The organism is Ahrensia kielensis DSM 5890, from assembly GCF_000374465.1.
Lineage (GTDB): Bacteria > Pseudomonadota > Alphaproteobacteria > Rhizobiales > Rhizobiaceae > Ahrensia > Ahrensia kielensis.
Window position 1 is genome coordinate 321,828 of record NZ_KB894529.1, and the last position, 16,084, is coordinate 337,911.

General features: G+C 47.4%; 15 protein-coding genes. 4 read left to right on the top strand and 11 right to left on the bottom strand.

Translation table 11 applies throughout. The features are described 5' to 3' along the window. Positions 1-22: 22 nt before the first annotated feature. Genes C504_RS0107720 through C504_RS0107730 form a run of 3 tightly spaced genes read right to left on the bottom strand, consistent with a single transcriptional unit; the run spans position 23 to position 3,222 of the window. Positions 23-1,018, bottom strand: a complete 996-nt coding sequence (locus C504_RS0107720) for an Hsp33 family molecular chaperone (protein ID WP_018688752.1) — start codon at positions 1,016-1,018, stop codon at positions 23-25. Positions 1,019-1,077: 59 nt separating this feature from the next. Next, a complete protein-coding gene (gene argF, locus C504_RS0107725) occupies positions 1,078-1,995 on the bottom strand; it encodes an ornithine carbamoyltransferase (RefSeq protein ID WP_018688753.1) in 918 nt (305 codons plus the stop codon). Positions 1,996-2,034: 39 nt separating this feature from the next. Further along, a complete protein-coding gene (locus C504_RS0107730; protein ID WP_018688754.1) occupies positions 2,035-3,222 on the bottom strand; it encodes an aspartate aminotransferase family protein in 1,188 nt (395 codons plus the stop codon). A 358-nt stretch (positions 3,223-3,580) separates the two neighbouring features. Here C504_RS0107730 and C504_RS0107735 point away from each other — a divergent pair, with 358 nt between their 5' ends. Next, positions 3,581-4,159: a GcrA family cell cycle regulator gene (locus C504_RS0107735; protein ID WP_026317309.1), complete on the top strand. Its 579-nt coding sequence runs from the start codon at positions 3,581-3,583 to the stop codon at positions 4,157-4,159. Between the two features lie 70 nt (positions 4,160-4,229). Here the strand turns inward: C504_RS0107735 and phoB are convergent, their stop codons facing one another. The 7 genes from phoB to C504_RS17440 form a co-directional block, all read right to left on the bottom strand. Beyond that, complete coding sequence (phoB, locus tag C504_RS0107740) at positions 4,230-4,925, bottom strand: phosphate regulon transcriptional regulator PhoB (RefSeq protein ID WP_018688756.1); 696 nt, start codon at positions 4,923-4,925, stop codon at positions 4,230-4,232. Positions 4,926-4,948: 23 nt separating this feature from the next. Then, complete coding sequence (phoU, locus tag C504_RS0107745) at positions 4,949-5,656, bottom strand: phosphate signaling complex protein PhoU (protein WP_018688757.1); 708 nt, start codon at positions 5,654-5,656, stop codon at positions 4,949-4,951. A 29-nt stretch (positions 5,657-5,685) separates the two neighbouring features. Beyond that, on the bottom strand, positions 5,686-6,465 hold the full coding sequence (gene pstB / locus C504_RS0107750; protein WP_041951608.1) for a phosphate ABC transporter ATP-binding protein PstB: 780 nt from the start codon (positions 6,463-6,465) through the stop codon (positions 5,686-5,688). Between the two features lie 52 nt (positions 6,466-6,517). Beyond that, positions 6,518-7,831 carry a phosphate ABC transporter permease PstA gene (pstA, locus tag C504_RS0107755; protein ID WP_018688759.1) on the bottom strand — a complete coding sequence of 438 codons (1,314 nt, stop codon included), beginning with the start codon at positions 7,829-7,831 and terminating at the stop codon, positions 6,518-6,520. Continuing rightward, a complete protein-coding gene (gene pstC / locus C504_RS0107760) occupies positions 7,831-9,315 on the bottom strand; it encodes a phosphate ABC transporter permease subunit PstC (protein ID WP_018688760.1) in 1,485 nt (494 codons plus the stop codon). Before pstC ends, pstA begins: the two co-directional genes overlap by 1 nt. Positions 9,316-9,437: 122 nt before the next feature. Beyond that, on the bottom strand, positions 9,438-10,472 hold the full coding sequence (locus C504_RS0107765; protein WP_018688761.1) for a substrate-binding domain-containing protein: 1,035 nt from the start codon (positions 10,470-10,472) through the stop codon (positions 9,438-9,440). Between the two features lie 148 nt (positions 10,473-10,620). Further along, the gene (locus tag C504_RS17440; RefSeq protein WP_018688762.1) at positions 10,621-11,925 is read right to left on the bottom strand and encodes an ATP-binding protein; all 1,305 of its coding nucleotides are present in this window, start codon (positions 11,923-11,925) and stop codon (positions 10,621-10,623) included. Positions 11,926-12,020: 95 nt separating this feature from the next. Here C504_RS17440 and ppk2 point away from each other — a divergent pair, with 95 nt between their 5' ends. Further along, positions 12,021-12,917 (top strand): polyphosphate kinase 2, encoded by an 897-nt coding sequence (ppk2, locus tag C504_RS0107775; RefSeq protein WP_018688763.1) that lies wholly within the window; start codon positions 12,021-12,023, stop codon positions 12,915-12,917. Here ppk2 and C504_RS0107780 read toward each other — a convergent pair. Further along, positions 12,914-13,993, bottom strand: a complete 1,080-nt coding sequence (locus tag C504_RS0107780) for a hypothetical protein (protein ID WP_156815889.1) — start codon at positions 13,991-13,993, stop codon at positions 12,914-12,916. The genes ppk2 and C504_RS0107780 overlap by 4 nt on opposite strands. A 282-nt stretch (positions 13,994-14,275) precedes the next feature. Between C504_RS0107780 and C504_RS0107785 the strand changes: the two genes are divergently transcribed. Beyond that, positions 14,276-15,241: an NAD(P)H-dependent flavin oxidoreductase gene (locus C504_RS0107785; RefSeq protein WP_018688765.1), complete on the top strand. Its 966-nt coding sequence runs from the start codon at positions 14,276-14,278 to the stop codon at positions 15,239-15,241. Between the two features lie 219 nt (positions 15,242-15,460). Further along, positions 15,461-15,976 (top strand): L,D-transpeptidase, encoded by a 516-nt coding sequence (locus tag C504_RS0107790; RefSeq protein ID WP_018688766.1) that lies wholly within the window; start codon positions 15,461-15,463, stop codon positions 15,974-15,976. Positions 15,977-16,084 lie beyond the last annotated feature (108 nt).

Consider the following 16,084-nt stretch of genomic DNA (forward strand, 5'->3'; position numbering starts at 1 on the left):
TATCACTCACAAACGCGTAGCGTTATTCTAATTCAACTGGCTCAAACTCGTAGCTGGTTGAACAAAACTCGCAAGTGATCGAAATTTTTCCGTTCTCAACCGACTCTTCACGTTGTTCAGGCGAAAATGACCGCAGAAGACTTTCCACCTTATCACGCGAACATGAACATTGATCGACAACAGACTGCCCTTCAAACACCCGCACCCCACGCTCATGAAATAGCCGGTATAGGAGTTTATGAACGCCCAAATCTTCGTCAATCAATTCACTGTCAGCAACGGTTCCGACCAGTGCTTTGACTTCTGCCCAAGCTTCATCGTCATTGCCTTCATATACAGACAAATCAGTTTCGGCTGGCGCCTCGCCCGGATGCAGATCCTTTTGGCGAGCACGATCTTCTGACTCTGGCAAAAACTGTGCAAGTAATCCACCTGCACGCCACGTTGTCTGCTGATTACCATCATTGTCACGCGTAATCAATTTACCAACGGCCAAACGTACTTTCGTTGGGATTTGCTCTGACTGTTTGAAATAATTGTGAGCAATCTCTTCCAGCGAAGAACCATCAAGTTTTACCATACCCTGATAGCGGCTCATATATTTGCCTGGATCGACAGTAAGCGCGAGCATGCCTTTTCCAAGCATTTCAGTTGGCGAAGTATTACCCGTTGCCACCGCAGCATTAACTGCATCAGCATCATAACGTGCATAAGCACGGATTGAATCCGGTGTTACAAAGTCAACAACAAGCAGCGACACGGGGCCGTCTGTTTGAGTTTGCACAATCAATTTACCTGAAAATTTCAGCGATGTGCCAAGCAGGACTGTCAAGACAGTCATCTCACCCAAGAGCCGTGCTACAGGTTCAGGATAATCGTGACGGTCCAGTATTGCGGTCAATGATGGCCCGAGCAGCACAGCACGGCCCCTCGCGTCCAAGACATCGATGTTAAAAGGCACAACTTCGTCCAGCTGCACAGGCGTTAACTCGCCTTCAGCTACATTTAGTTCGGTCATGGTAGTTCCATTTCTGGCGCATACTTTGTTTTAGTAAGCGCTCATTTGACAATATGGCCTTATTTAAGACCTGTCACACACCATTCAATGATCGCCTTCTGCATATGTAGACGATTTTCTGCTTCATCAAAAACAACAGATTGCGGCCCGTCGATTACTTCATCCGTTACTTCTTCGCCGCGGTGGGCTGGCAAGCAGTGCAGGAACAAAGCATCTTTATCCGCTTTGCTCATCAATTCCTGATTGACTTGATATGGCTGAAACACGTTGTGACCCTTGGCCTTATCTTCAAAGCCCATCGAAACCCAAGTATCAGTCACAACCGCATGTGCACCAGACACAGCTTCGGCAGCATCATGGCTAAGGGTAACATTCGCGCCATTTTTCACAGCCCAATCAATGTATTTTTGATTAGGCTCGCTGCCCTCAGGCACGGCAATCGACATATCAAAATCAAACCGTGCTGAGGCTTCTATCATCGAATGGAGAACATTATTGCCGTCACCTGTCCAAGCAATTTTTTTACCAGCAACAGGACCACGATGCTCCTCAAAAGTCATCAGATCAGCCATGATCTGACAAGGGTGCGTATCATCCGTCAGGCCGTTAATCACAGGCACGGTTGCGGCATCAGCCAATTCTATAAGGCGGTCATGCTCTTTTGTGCGGATCATGATGATATCAACAAATCGTGACAGCACTTTTGCCGTATCGGCAATTGTTTCATCACGGCCGAGCTGCATTTCATTGCCCGTTAGCATGATTGTTTCACCGCCAAGCTGGCGCATTCCAACATCAAATGACACACGCGTTCTGGTCGATGGTTTTTCAAAAATCATCGCCAGTGCCAAACCATCCAAAGGCTTGTTAGCCGTTCCAGCTTTTTGCGCTTTTTTGCGTGTGCCTGCAGCTTCCATGATCCGGCGAAGTTCACCTGAATCAATAGCAGCAATATCTAGAAAATGACGAGGAGCCATGATTTTGTTCCAAACTTTTGTGAGTTTAGCTGATACGCGTTAAGGCGTTTTCAGCGATAGACTTTGGGCCGCTTTTTCTAGCCGCGCCAAACCCTCTGAAATTTCGTTATCGGTGATATTAAGCGGCGGCAAAAGCCTGACCACATTTGCACCAGCCGGTATGGCCAACATGTCTTGTTCCATCAATGCTTTGACAAAGTCGAGATTATTGACCTTGCATTTCAAGCCCAAAATCAAACCTTCTCCGCGCACTTCCTCGACCACATCAGGAAACTGATCTGTGAGCGAAGCAAGACCTTGCTTAAACCGCAAAGATTTCTGCTTCACTTCATCAAGAAAACCATCTTCAAGCACAATATCAAGAACGGCATTACATGCAGCCATAGCTAATGGATTGCCGCCATATGTCGTGCCGTGCACACCTGGGACCATGCCGCTTGCTGCTTCTTCTGTCGCAAGACATGCACCAACCGGAAAGCCGCCGCCAAGTGCTTTGGCTGAGGCTAAAATATCTGGCTCAATACCAGCAAGTTCATAGGCAAAAAGGTGCCCAGTACGTCCCATTCCGGTTTGCACTTCATCCAAAATCAACAAGACATCATTTTCATCGCACAATTGGCGAATGTCTTGAAGAAACTGGTTGGGCACCGAACGAATACCGCCCTCGCCCTGAATTGGCTCGATTAATATTGCAGCAACGTCATGGGTCACGGCAGCTTTAAGCGCATCCAGATCACCAAATGGCAATTGATCGAAACCTTCAACTTTCGGGCCAAAACCTTCCAAATATTTTTCCTGCCCACCGGCCGCAATCGTTGCGAGCGTGCGGCCATGAAATGCGCCTTCAAAAGTCAAAATACGAAACCGCTCAGGGTTTCCTTTTGAATAATGGTAACGGCGCGCAGTTTTAATGGAACACTCCAGCGCTTCTGCACCTGAGTTCGTAAAGAATACGCGGTCAGCAAAGCTTGCGTTGCAAAGCCTTTCAGCTGCGCGCGCTTGGCCCGGAATTTCATATAGGTTTGATGTATGCCAAAGCTTTTCAGCCTGCGCCTTTACCGCCTCCACTAAATGCGGATGGGCATGGCCAAGTACATTAACCGCAACACCGCCGCCAAAATCTAAATATTTTCGGCCGGCCTGATCATACAGCCAAACGCCTTCACCGCGCTCGACCACGATGGGTGCTCTGTTATAAGTATTAAAGAGTGATGACGGCGCATTCATGTTTCTGGCCTAGAAGGTATAAATGAAAATGAAAAATGCCGCCCTCATGAGCGGCAATGACAGATAATGCGAGCTAAACACAGATGTCAATCGCTGCAGCCTGTGGTTAACCCTCAAGAAAATCAAGATTGTGATGCATTTTTGACTCACTTTTCATTGAAGTTGGGGAAAACCGAGAATTCGGATTCGTTAGTGCCTCAGGACTCTTGATCGAGAGTCCAGCACTATTGTAGTTTAAAAAAAACGGCAAGAAAGCCAGATAGTAAACTGTTCCTCATGTATCGAGTACGTCGCAGGTCTAATATCTATGACCGAGCAACGGAGAGGGATTCTATCTATAAACAGGATGGAGACGACCGTGAGTTGGACCGACGAACGCGTAGAAATGCTGAAAAAATTATGGGCAGAGGGTCTGAGCGCAAGCCAGATCGCTGCTAAACTTGGAGGCGTAAGCCGCAATGCGGTGATTGGTAAAGTCCACCGCCTTAAACTTTCAGGGCGAGCGAAATCGACAAAGCCTGCTGCACCGCGCGTGCGCCGCACACCCAATAGTGGTGGCACTTCGCGTCCAGCGTCCTCATCAGCAAGCAGCAGTGGCTCCTCTTCGGGCGGCGGCTCGAGCGTTGGCACATTTACATTGCCGCAACGCACACCGCCATCTGTCACGCACACGATTGGTGCAACCGCGCTAAAGCAGGACCACGAAGTTGTCGCCTACAAAGCGCCGCACCGTGATACTGATGATGTCGTCGCGCCTATGCCGCTTAAGTTGAAACTCGTTGATATCAACGAAAACACCTGTAAGTGGCCGTTTGGCGATCCACTTCAAGGTGAATTCTATTTCTGTGGACATGGCAATGAAGAAAGCTCTCCTTACTGTAAATATCACAGCAAGCTTGCTTTCCAGCAGCCACAAGATCGACGCCGTTCGCGCTAAAAGATAGATATAGATAAAGCAAAAAGGCGGCTTAAAAGCCGCCTTTTTTAATTGTGCTCATTTGAGTGTATTATTTCACGGTTTCCAAAGCATAGCCTGCACCGCGAACAGTGCGAATTGGATCTTTAACGCGGCCAATATTTATCGCCTTGCGTAGACGCCCGATGTGGACATCAACGGTGCGGTCATCAACATAGATATTATCACCCCAAACACCATCAAGAAGCTGTACACGCGAAAATACGCGCCCTGGAGCTAACATAAAAAACTCAAGCAGACGGTATTCAGTTGGACCAAGCTTTAACTCGCGCTCATTGCGATAAACCCGGTGCGCTTCACGATCGAGCTGAATGTCACCAGCTGTCAAACGGTCTGCAAGAACTTCCGGCTTCGCGCGGCGTAACATTGCACGCACACGCGCTAACAATTCAGGTGTTGAAAATGGTTTGACGACATAATCATCTGCACCCGTTGAAAGACCACGAATACGCTCACTTTCCTCGCCGCGTGCGGTCAACATGATGATTGGCATATCTTGCGTTTCACGGCGTGCACGCAGCCTACGGCAAAGCTCGATACCGCTTACACCAGGCAACATCCAATCAAGCAGCAAAAGGTCAGGTTGGCTTTCACGCAGCATATCTTCTGCTTCGTCGCCGCGACTAACAGCTTCAACCTCAAACCCTTCTGCCTCAAGGTTATACTTCAGAAGAATGCTTAATGCTTCTTCGTCTTCAACAACCATTATGCGTGGTTTTGCGCTCATCACATCACCTCGTATCCACCAGCTTAATCTAGGCTGACTTTATGTGTCTTGTCTTCATTTGGACGTGCTGCATCAAGTTTTTGACCCTTGACCATATAATATGTTGCCTCGGCAATATTTGTTGCATGGTCGCCAATACGCTCGATATTTTTAGCGCAGAACAGGAGATGCGTACATGTTGTAATGTTACGCGGATCTTCCATCATGTAAGTGAGCAATTCACGGAATAGAGACGTGTACATTGCGTCAATTTCTTCGTCGCGCTCAATAATGTTATTGACTTCGTCAACTGAACGCGTGCCGTAGCAATCCAGAACTTCTTTGAGCTGCGCTGAGGCAAGCTCGCTCAAATGCTCAATGCCGCGCGCAAATTTCACGCCGTGTGAATATTCAGAAACAGAGCTGACACGTTTTGCGATACCTTTTGCCATATCGCCAATGCGTTCTAAATCAGACGAAATACGGATATTGGCAAAAACTTCACGCAGATCGTTCGCCATTGGCTGGCGCTGTGCAATTAATAGCACGGCTTTATCATCAATTTCACGCTGGCCTTCATCAAGGCGCATGTCATCTTTGATAACGGCACGTGCAAGGTCTACATCGCCTGTCGTGAGCGCTTTAACTGACTGACCGATCATTTTTTCAGCATGGCCGCCCATCTCAGCAATCTTATGCGTGAGAAACTGCATTTCATCTTCGAACGCTGAAACCGTATGTTGCTTTATCATTTCAATTTCCTAATCAGAACAGATTAAACTTAGCCAAAGCGGCCAGTTATATAATCCTGTGTGCGTTTTTCAGAAGGGTTGGTGAAAATGGTCTCTGTATCATCCACTTCAACCAAATCGCCTAAGTGGAACATGGCAGTGCGCTGCGAAACACGCGCAGCCTGCTGCATGGAGTGTGTCACGATGACGATAGTATATTGCTCGCGCAATTCGCCGATCAATTCTTCAACAATCGCAGTTGCAATTGGGTCAAGCGCCGAACATGGCTCGTCCATCAAAATGACTTCAGGCTGAACCGCTATTGCGCGTGCAATGCAAAGACGTTGCTGCTGACCACCGGAAAGGCCTGTACCAGGCTCCAAAAGACGGTCTTTCACCTCTTCCCATAGACCTGCACCGCGCAAACTTTTTTCGACGATAACATCCAAATCAGCTTTTGATTTTGCAAGGCCGTGAATACGCGGGCCATAAGTGATGTTTTCGTAAATTGACTTTGGAAATGGGTTTGGTTTTTGGAACACCATACCTACGCGTGCGCGCAATTCCACAACATCAATATTAGGGTCATAAATGTCTTCGCCATCAAGCGTTAAAAGACCTTTGACCTTACAAATATCAATCGTATCATTCATGCGGTTTAGGCAACGCAAATAAGTTGATTTACCACAACCTGAAGGGCCAATAAGCGCAGTCACTTGTCGCTCATAAACTTCCAAGTCTATGCCGTTGATTGCCTGTTTTGCGCCGTAGAAAACTTCAACGCCTTTACCTGCCATTTTAACTTTGGGCGTTTTGCTCTCGTCGTTCATATTTATGATCTCCGACTCTTTTATTACATCGTGTTTCATTGTTTTTCGCCCATTACCAGCGACGCTCAAAGCGTCTACGTAAGAAAATTGCCGTGATATTCATAACTGCAAGAAATGCCAGCAGTATGATAATTGCACCTGATGTACGCTCCACAAAAGCGCGTTCTGCTTCGTTCGCCCACATAAAGATTTGAACAGGTAGTGCCGTTGCCGGATCAAGCGGTGTTGCCGGTGCATCCACCACAAAGGCGACCATACCGATCAAAAGCAACGGTGCTGTTTCACCCAAAGCCTGCGCAAGACCAATAATGGTGCCCGTCAAAACGCCGGGCGCAGCAAGCGGTAGGACATGGTGAAAGACCATCTGATTTTTAGAAGCACCAATACCGAGCGCAGCCGCACGAATTGATGGTGGCACTGCTTTTAGTGCAGCGCGCGTGGCGATAATGATCGTTGGGAGGGTCATTAAAGATAGAACGAGACCACCAACCAGCGATGCCGAGCGCGGCATTCCAGCAAAGTTGATGAAAACAGCCAGTCCAAGCAAGCCATAAACAATAGACGGTACAGCCGCCAAATTATTGATGTTCACTTCGATTATGTCTGTCAGTTTATTTTTTGGTGCAAACTCTTCAAGATAGATGGATGCGGCCACACCAATAGGAAGTGATGTCAAAAGCACGATCAGCATCATATAAGCAGAGCCAATAATCGCGACACCAACGCCTGCTGTTTCTGGCCGACTTGAGCCGCCATTTGTGAACAGGCCTGTATTAAAGCGACCCTCTAATGAACCATCAGCTTTCAAGCGATCCATCATCTCAAGTTGATTGTCTTTGATCTTACGGCGGCTCTCATCAACCGAAAGGTCAAACTGACCTTTGATCGCAGAGTCGACCTCGCCAGAAGCAAGCACCCAAACATTTTGAGTTTTGTTCATTAAGTCTGGATTCGACACCAACATGTCGCGAAGCTGAGTGCGTGCACCTTTTGAAATAAGTGCGTCAGCAGCTTTGGTTTGCGCTTTATCTTTCGGGTCAATGCCAAGCTTTTGATAAAGAGCAGCTTCAGCCAATTTAGGATAATTGGCCGTCAACAACTTCATCGGATTTTCATTGCGCTCATTTTTTGGATCAATAACAGTCTCGTCAAAAGTGATGTCGAGATTGATCGATGTTTGCAGAAACGCCGTGTAGCCTTTTGAAACCACCGTCCACAAAAGCAAGGCTAGAAAAAACAAGCCGAATGCAATCGCCAGTTTTCCATAAAGCTGGAAGCGGCGCTCAGCAGCATAACGTTGTTTCAAACCAATATCGCGGCGCCTTGGAGCTACAGTATTGTTATCAGTAGGGAATGTATCAGCCATTATTCATACTGCTCGCGGTACTTACGGACGATGTAAAGCGCATAAACGTTCAGCGCCAAGGTGATAAAGAAAAGTGTCAGACCAAGCGCAAAGGCAACAAGCGTTTGCGGTGAGTTAAACTCGAGATCGCCCGTCAACTGACTAACGATTTTAACGGTAACTGTCGTCATCGGCTCGAATGGATTAATCGTCAGACGCGCAGCAACACCTGCGGCCAAAACCACAATCATGGTTTCACCAATCGCGCGGGATGCCGTTAAAAGTAGCGCGCCCACCACACCCGGAAGGGCTGCGGGCAAAATCACTTTTCGCACTGTTTCAGATCGCGTTGCGCCCAGCCCCAATGAACCGTCACGCATAGAACCAGGCACCTGCGTGATGATGTCATCTGACAATGAAGAAACAAAAGGGATCAGCATAATGCCCATCACGAAACCGGCCGTCAAAACCGATTGCGCTTGAATGAAACTGCTGCCGCCATCGGATACAATACCAGAGATTTGCGCCGAAAGGTCCCGCAAGAACGGACCAACCGTTACAAGAGCGAAGAAACCATAAACGATGGTTGGAATACCCGCCAACACCTCGAGCAAAGGCTTTGCAACTGAGCGAAGCTTCGGACCTGCATATTCAGCCATATAGATAGCGGAGAAAAGGCCGACTGGCACCGCCACAAGCATTGCAACGAAAGCGATATATAGCGTTCCAGCAAGCAGCGGTATTAGACCAAACTGACCTGCTGCATTTGGATCGCTTGCATTGGCAAAACGAGGGTCCCAAACTACACCGAAGAAAAAGTCCGTCATCGGCACGCTGCTAAAGAAACGCGTTGTTTCTGAAAGCATTGAGAACACAATGCCGACGGTCGTCAAAATCGCTATAGACGAAGCGACAATTAACGCTCCTGTTACAACGCCTTCAACTTTATTACGTGCACGCAACTTTGCAGTGATCTGCATATAAGCAAGCACAAAGCCGATGAGCGACAACGCAATAACGACGACTGCACGCATGGTTTCGCTGCTACGCGTCATTGAGTTCATCTGCCGTGCAGAAGTAATCATGTAAGTCTCGCCGCTACCGGCAATAGCCACACCCTGCTCTGCTAGAATTGGCTTTAAATCTTCAATGGTCACATCATCAGCAGGGCGATTTTCACTGCTAAGCGTATTGAGCCCTCGCGCAATGCTTTGAACGATATTCATGGATAGATTTTGTTGCGCTTGCTCCTGCGAAAGCACTTCTGCAGGAAGATGACCGCGCACTTGATTATCAACATAGATAGGGCTGACAATCGACCAAATTGCAGCAACAAAAATAGCAGGTAAAACGGCCCAAACAAAAATATAGGATCCGTAATAAGTGGGTCTTGAATGAAGCTGACTGACATTACCTGCGACCAGTGATTTCGAACGGCTAACGCCAACAAACCAACCGATAACACCCAGAACAACTACCACCAAAATGATCGCCGAGAGACTCATTTCAAATCCTTATTTCAGACCATTTAAATAAAAGCCCAATTCGGCTTGCATATAAAAAGTCTAAACTTGAGACCAATGCAAGCAGGTAGCACAATTACCACCTGCCCACATTGAATGTCTAATTACATAGTTTTACCGGACGTGAAGCCTTCACGTACCATTTCGCGTTCTGCTTCAGGCGCAGCAACAAGACCATATTCAGCCAATGGGCTATCTGGACCAGTCATGTCATCTGAAACAAAGTACTCAACATATTCCTGAAGACCAGGAATTACGCCAAGGTGTGCTTTTTTAACATAGAAGAAAAGCGGACGTGAAACTGGATATTCGCCTTTAGCGATTGATTCAGTTGTAGGTACAACATCAGACATTGTTGCAACTTTAAGCTTGTCTGTATTGTTCTCGTAGAATGCGAGACCAAATACACCCATGCCTGTTTTGTTTGCATCGATACGTGACAATGTTTCTGTGTAGTCGCCGTCGATATCAACAGCTGCGCCATCTTTGCGAACAGCGTAACAATCTGATTCAGAAGCATCTTCGTCCATGCCAGCATCCATACGTGCTTTCAGGCCGCCAGCTTCTTCACAGCCAACAAGAAGAACTTTTTCTTCGAAAACTTCACGTGTGCCGTGCTTTTCACCTGGAATGTAAGCCGCAATTTCCCACTCAGGGAAGTCAGGGTTTACTTCGTTCCAAGTTTTGTATGGGTTCTCAACGAGAGCGCCATCAACAACAACCTTAGCTGCAAGACCCTTGTAAAGATCAACAGGTTCAAGTGCGAAGTCAGGGCCATTGATGTCTGATGCGAAAACAATGCCATCATAACCGATACGAATTTCTTGAATGTCTGAAACACCGTTTTCAGCACAAGCAGCAATTTCTTTTTCGCGGATTGCGCGAGAAGCGTTTGCGATATCGATGAATTCAGCGCCAACACCGCGGCAGAATTCTTTAAGGCCAGCAGATGAACCGCCTGATTCAACAACAGGTGTTTTGAAGTTCGGGAAAGTTTCGCCGAAGTTTTCAGCAACGATTTTTGCATAAGGCAAAACAGTTGAAGAACCAGCAATCTGGATTTGGTCACGTGCGTGTGCGAATGAAGTCATTGCCGTTGCGCTGATAGCGACAGCAAGAGCGAGTTTAAGAGATTTCATAATGTGCTCCCGTGGGGCTTATACCGTGTGTCGCTTGGCGCGACGTGAAAGCGACTTCAGTTCCGTCGCTGCGGGGTTTTTAGGGCACTTGCATTGCCCTTTTATGACAGTTTAAGATATTGTTTTTAAACAGCTATATCGAAGAACTCTATTTTGATTGAATTTTTGGCAGCGCTACAAAAAAACTCGTACCCTGCCCAAGCTTTGATTTCACGTTCAAACGCCCTTTGTGACGCTGTATAATGTGCTTCACGATGGCAAGGCCAAGGCCAGTGCCCTGCTTGCCCCGGCTCGTATCCACATCGACACGGTAGAAGCGCTCGACAAGACGCGGCAAATGCTCTTCTGAAATACCGGGACCATCATCGCGCACCTCGACGATGAAATTTTGGCCCGCAGCATCCTCACTCACATCGACATTTACCTGCCCATTATCTTTTCCATATTTAATGGCATTCTCTATGAGGTTCTCAAAGAGCTGGATAATTTCATCGCGGTTACCGCGCAGCTTGAGCGCTTCATCCAGCTCAGTTGCAAAGGAGAGTTTAATGGTTGAACCCGTTTGGCTCACCATAGGGCTCAGAGCATTTGTTACATGGGTAAGAACGGCCTTGAGTTCGACCTCTTCAAAACTTGACTGCCCCCAAGCGGTTTCGAACCTGCTTAATGTGAGAAGATCATCGATCAAACGAGACATGCGCCCAGCCTGATCTTGCATAATTTTCAAAAATCTATCGCGTGCGACCTCGTCATTCCGCGCTGGACCAGCCAAGGTTTCGATGAAGCCCATAAGTGAAGCAAGAGGTGTACGCAGTTCATGGCTCGCATTTGCAATAAAGTCTGATCTTACTTTGTCGGTTTTTTTCGTTTCCGAAAGGTCATGAAAATGCATCAAATATTGCGGCTTCGTTGCGTCACTCGAAACAGGTTTTAGCGACACAGAAAACCATCGCTCCAAAGGCGATTTCTCAACGAACTCAATAGTCCCTGTTTTTACACCATCAAGCGTTGAGCGAATTAAGGTTCGAACTTCTTCGCTTCTTAAGCGAAGAACAATGGGCGTTCCAATTTCAATGCGGCCAAACGCACGCTCGGCCTCTTCATTGGCATAAAGAAGCGTGCCTGTTGAACTAATAAGCATAATGGGATCATTGATTGCATTGGAGATTGCATGAATATGACGGTCGTTCGCCGTTTGACTAAGAGCATTTGCTTCCGCATTAATTCGTGCCTTGCGTGATTGCACAGGCGCAAGCATAGCCAGAATAATAATTGCAAATGAGCTTATGAAAGCTTGCATAGGCTTTAGCCATCCACCGAGCAGTAAACAGGCGAAAATAAACAACGCGCCGACCAAAAGCCAGCGATGCGCCTTTAAGCGACTGTAATAGGTCGTTACTCTGTCCACATCACCTGCTTCTTCATGATCGAAAAGAAATTGCGGCGCGCTCATAATCGCGTTTCCTTTTATATACTTAGGGCTGGACGAACCAAAACGGAAGCCCTAGCTTTCGCAAACCTATGTGAAACATAAATGACGGATCAATCATGAACACCAAGAACGATAGCCGCGCGATCACGATCTCTTTTGACGGCAAGGATCATGTTTTTGATATTGACGACCCTAAAATGCCTGACTGGGTCGAAGACAATGCGATGATAGCTGGTGGTTATCCCTATGATAAAAAGCTCAAACGGAGCGATTATGAAGACGAGCTCGAAGCGCTACAAGAAGAGCTCGTCAAATTAAAAAGCCATATGGTTAAAACCGGCGAGCGCATGATCATCGTATTTGAAGGACGCGATGCAGCTGGAAAAGGCGGCACCATCAATGTGCTGACCGACTATCTCAACCCGCGCGAAACGAATGTTATCGCTCTTTCAAAACCAACCGAGACGGAACAAGGGCAATGGTATTTTCAGCGCTATGTGAAGCATTTCCCGACATCTGGCGAAATCACCATCTATGACCGCTCATGGTATAATCGCGGCGGCGTGGAGCCTGTAATGGGCTTCTGCACACCAGAGCAACATGAAAAGTTTTTGTTTGAAGTACCGGGGTTCGAAAAAGTAATTTCCGATGAAGGTATTCATTTCTTCAAGTTCTGGCTCAATATTGGCCGCGCCACACAGCTGGAACGCTTTCACGACCGTCGACACAGCAAACTAAAACACTGGAAGCTCTCTGACATCGATATTGTTGGCATGTCCAAATGGGATGATTATTCCAATGCGCGTGACCAGATGATTAAAGCGACCCATACAGACAATGCTCCTTGGAACATTGTGCGCTATAATGACAAAAGACGCGGTCGTTTGGAAGTTTTAAGACACGTGCTTTCAAACATGGAATACGAAGGAAAATCCGAAAAGGTCATAGGGAAAGCCAATGATAAAATCATTGGACAAGGTTATGACTTCATTGAAGAGACCAACCGCAGCTAATTATTGAGCAAGCGCGCGCGTGCTTCTAAGAGCTTAATAGCGCGCGCTTCATTTTCGATGTCTGTAACAATTTTCAAAATACCCTGCTTAGAAGCACGAGCATCAGAGGGAACCTGAACCTGCATTAAATATTCTTGAGGTGCTTGCCCCAAGTTAAAACGAAGTCGCCCACAATCACCCAGCGCACCAAGATCACATGTCACCGACATTTGCGTTGGTGCATCATCATCAGCATGCGCAATAAAGCTGATCTGCATTGTGCGTCCAGGCGCCTGCTGCATCAAGCTGAGCGGCACATCAATTTGAACTTCAGCTTCATCATTGGGCGTAACAAGATAAACGAAATCACCAAACGGATCAGTCATCATCTCCGCTGTCGCACCAGCGACAAGGCCGAGTGTCGTGGGATCATTTGGAGAAAAAAGCTTTACCCATTCATCATCATTGGCCGCGCTATCAAGCGTTGCCGGCGCATTGGATGTGCCCGGATCACGGCCCTCAAAGCTTTCGCTTTCTAGCACCTTGTCTGGATTTGGCACGGATGTATCGCGCGCCTCCTCACTCTTAAATCCATCGGTCGTGAATATCCAGAAGAAGCCAACACCTAGAAATGAAACCAACACTGCAGCCGTGAGCATTTTTGCAAACGGTGCACGTGTCCCTTTTTTACGCCCCTTTTTTTCACTTGAGTTGGGTGATAGTTTTGCGCTTGCCATTTCAGGGCGTGGCTCAACATAAAGTGAAGGCTCATCCCGAGTATTTCTCATCGGCGGCGGTGCTGTAACCGGCTCGTCCAATGAGGGTTCTGTGCGTTGTGCAACAGGCGCTTGTTGAGGTGCAGGCGGTGCTTTAACCGCAGGCTTTGGTGCAGCTTTTAAGTCAGCTTCAATCGTGCGGATAACATCGGCTAACCGTTTGTTCTGTGCGTCAAGAGCTTCTTTCGTAACGCTGCCCCGCGCTTGAAGTGAGCGTTGCATCGCACTCGCCGCAGATTCATAAACCTTACGTCTAAAAATAGGGCTATCAATATCGCCCTTTTTCAATGCAGCCCGCAATGCGGTTTCCAAGTTACTCACGAGAGCAATTCCTACTTTTTTCGGCACAAACGATTTGCGCTGCGCCCATCACGTCTTTTGGACATGGCACAATTATACATGATTGAAAAGTATAAGGAACTTTAACCGCGGCAGATCAGCACTTAATCCCCATGAACGTCATTCCTAAGCCAATGCAAAAATGTCATCGGTTCCGCTCAATTTATTAACGGTTGAACTGATCTGCTAATTGCAGAAACTATCTTGCCTAAAAGTGCGAGTTGATTTAATTGTCATTTACGTAAACGTCAATGAGGAGCCATTATGACATTGCCTGCGATTTTAAAAGACAATCTGCGTTTGCCTGTTGTGGCAGCACCTCTTTTTATCATTTCTCACCCGCCCCTTGTTATGGCGCAGTGTAAAGCGGGTGTGGTTGGTTCCTTCCCAGCATTAAATGCACGCCCAGAAGCACAAGTTGATGAATGGTTGGCGGAAATTACAGAAGGTTTGGCAGACCATAACGCGGCGAACCCTGACAAACCTGCAGCGCCTTTTGCTGTGAACCAAATCGTACATCCATCAAACAAAAGGCTGGAGCATGATTTACGCATGTGCGTGAAGTACAAGGTGCCAATCGTCATTTCGTCGCTTGGTGCAGTGCCAGAAGTCAATGCGGCAATCCATTCTTACGGCGGCATCGTGCTGCATGATGTGATTAATAACCGCCATGCCAATTCCGCCATTCGCAAAGGCGCAGACGGCCTCATTGCCGTTGCTGCCGGTGCTGGCGGCCACGCTGGACCTTTGTCACCATTTGCGCTCATTCAAGAAATTCGCGAATGGTTTGACGGTCCGCTCCTCCTATCAGGTTCAATTGCAACTGGCGGCGCGGTGCTTGCTGCACAAGCGATGGGTGCTGACATGGCCTATATCGGCTCCCCTTTCATTGCTACAGATGAAGCCCGTGCAGCCGATGGTTACAAACAAATGATCGTTGATAGCGCCGCGAAAGATATTGTTTATTCCAATTACTTTACGGGAATACATGGCAACTATCTTGCGCCTTCTATTGAAAAGGCAGGCATGGACCCAGCAAATCTACCCGAAGCTGACCCGACCAAGATGGATTTTGATGAAGCCTCTAAAGAAGGCTCCAAAGCATGGAAAGACATCTGGGGCTGCGGCCAAGGTATTGGCGCAGTCAAATCTGTCGGACCAGTGGCGGATCTCGTTGATCGTCTTGCTACAGAGTATGCTGCGGCCAAGGCTAAAATCGCCAATAATTAACATTCCCTTTTAAACGCGTTCAATTGGGTTCACATAACTTTGATGAGCAGGTTCTGGATTTATTAAACACTTTCCAGCACTGTTCTCATATGTAGCTTTGCTCGTTTTTAAAGACGGGCAATGTGAACCTGCCTTTTACGCTGTTTTAAAATTGGATTTGTTCAAATGATTACAAGACGTAGCCTTCTACTTGGCGCTGCAACCTCCGCCCTAATTTCAATGACAAGCGGAGCGATGGCAAAAAGCAAAGCGCAAGGCTTTACTATTGCGCGCAAATTTTTACCCCAATCGGTACGTTACAAATCTAATTACAAACGCGGGACAATCGTTGTCGATCCACGCAATCATTTTCTTTATTTAATTGAAAACGCCGGTCGTGCACGCCGTTATGGTGTGGGCGTTGGCAAAGCAGGACTTGCCTTTAAAGGCACAGCTACTATTCGCCGTAAAGCCAAATGGCCAACGTGGACACCAACGGCAAATATGATCCGCCGCGAACCTGGCAAATATAAGAAATACGCTGGTGGCGTTCCAGGCGGCCCAAGCAATCCGCTCGGATCTCGCGCCCTTTATTTATACAAAGGCAAACGTGACACCTATTACCGTATCCACGGAACGACACAGCCATCATCTATCGGCCGCTCCGTATCCAACGGATGCATCCGTATGATCAACACCCATGTTGAAGATCTATATGACCGCGTTCCTATTGGTGCGCGTGTCGTTGTTATCTAACAAGAGAGGTATATTCCTCTCTGCCGTCCTGTTTAATCAATAGACATGGCTTTCAGCCTGACATGAACAACGCATTTATTTAATGCTACCCCTTTCATGTCAGGCTTT

What these genes read in the sequence shown, in the direction of transcription:
- C504_RS0107785 (WP_018688765.1), top strand. Translation starts at nt 14,276, where the DNA reads ATGACATTGCCTGCGATTTTAAAAGACAATCTGCGTTTGCCTGTTGTG.
- pstB (WP_041951608.1), bottom strand. Translation starts at nt 6,465, where the DNA reads ATGAACGACGAGAGCAAAACGCCCAAAGTTAAAATGGCAGGTAAAGGC.
- phoU (WP_018688757.1), bottom strand. Translation starts at nt 5,656, where the DNA reads ATGATAAAGCAACATACGGTTTCAGCGTTCGAAGATGAAATGCAGTTT.
- phoB (WP_018688756.1), bottom strand. Translation starts at nt 4,925, where the DNA reads ATGAGCGCAAAACCACGCATAATGGTTGTTGAAGACGAAGAAGCATTA.
- argF (WP_018688753.1), bottom strand. Translation starts at nt 1,995, where the DNA reads ATGGCTCCTCGTCATTTTCTAGATATTGCTGCTATTGATTCAGGTGAA.
- C504_RS0107790 (WP_018688766.1), top strand. Translation starts at nt 15,461, where the DNA reads ATGACAAGCGGAGCGATGGCAAAAAGCAAAGCGCAAGGCTTTACTATT.
- C504_RS0107730 (WP_018688754.1), bottom strand. Translation starts at nt 3,222, where the DNA reads ATGAATGCGCCGTCATCACTCTTTAATACTTATAACAGAGCACCCATC.
- ppk2 (WP_018688763.1), top strand. Translation starts at nt 12,021, where the DNA reads ATGAACACCAAGAACGATAGCCGCGCGATCACGATCTCTTTTGACGGC.
- C504_RS0107765 (WP_018688761.1), bottom strand. Translation starts at nt 10,472, where the DNA reads ATGAAATCTCTTAAACTCGCTCTTGCTGTCGCTATCAGCGCAACGGCA.
- C504_RS17440 (WP_018688762.1), bottom strand. Translation starts at nt 11,925, where the DNA reads ATGAGCGCGCCGCAATTTCTTTTCGATCATGAAGAAGCAGGTGATGTG.
- C504_RS0107720 (WP_018688752.1), bottom strand. Translation starts at nt 1,018, where the DNA reads ATGACCGAACTAAATGTAGCTGAAGGCGAGTTAACGCCTGTGCAGCTG.
- pstC (WP_018688760.1), bottom strand. Translation starts at nt 9,315, where the DNA reads ATGAGTCTCTCGGCGATCATTTTGGTGGTAGTTGTTCTGGGTGTTATC.
- pstA (WP_018688759.1), bottom strand. Translation starts at nt 7,831, where the DNA reads ATGGCTGATACATTCCCTACTGATAACAATACTGTAGCTCCAAGGCGC.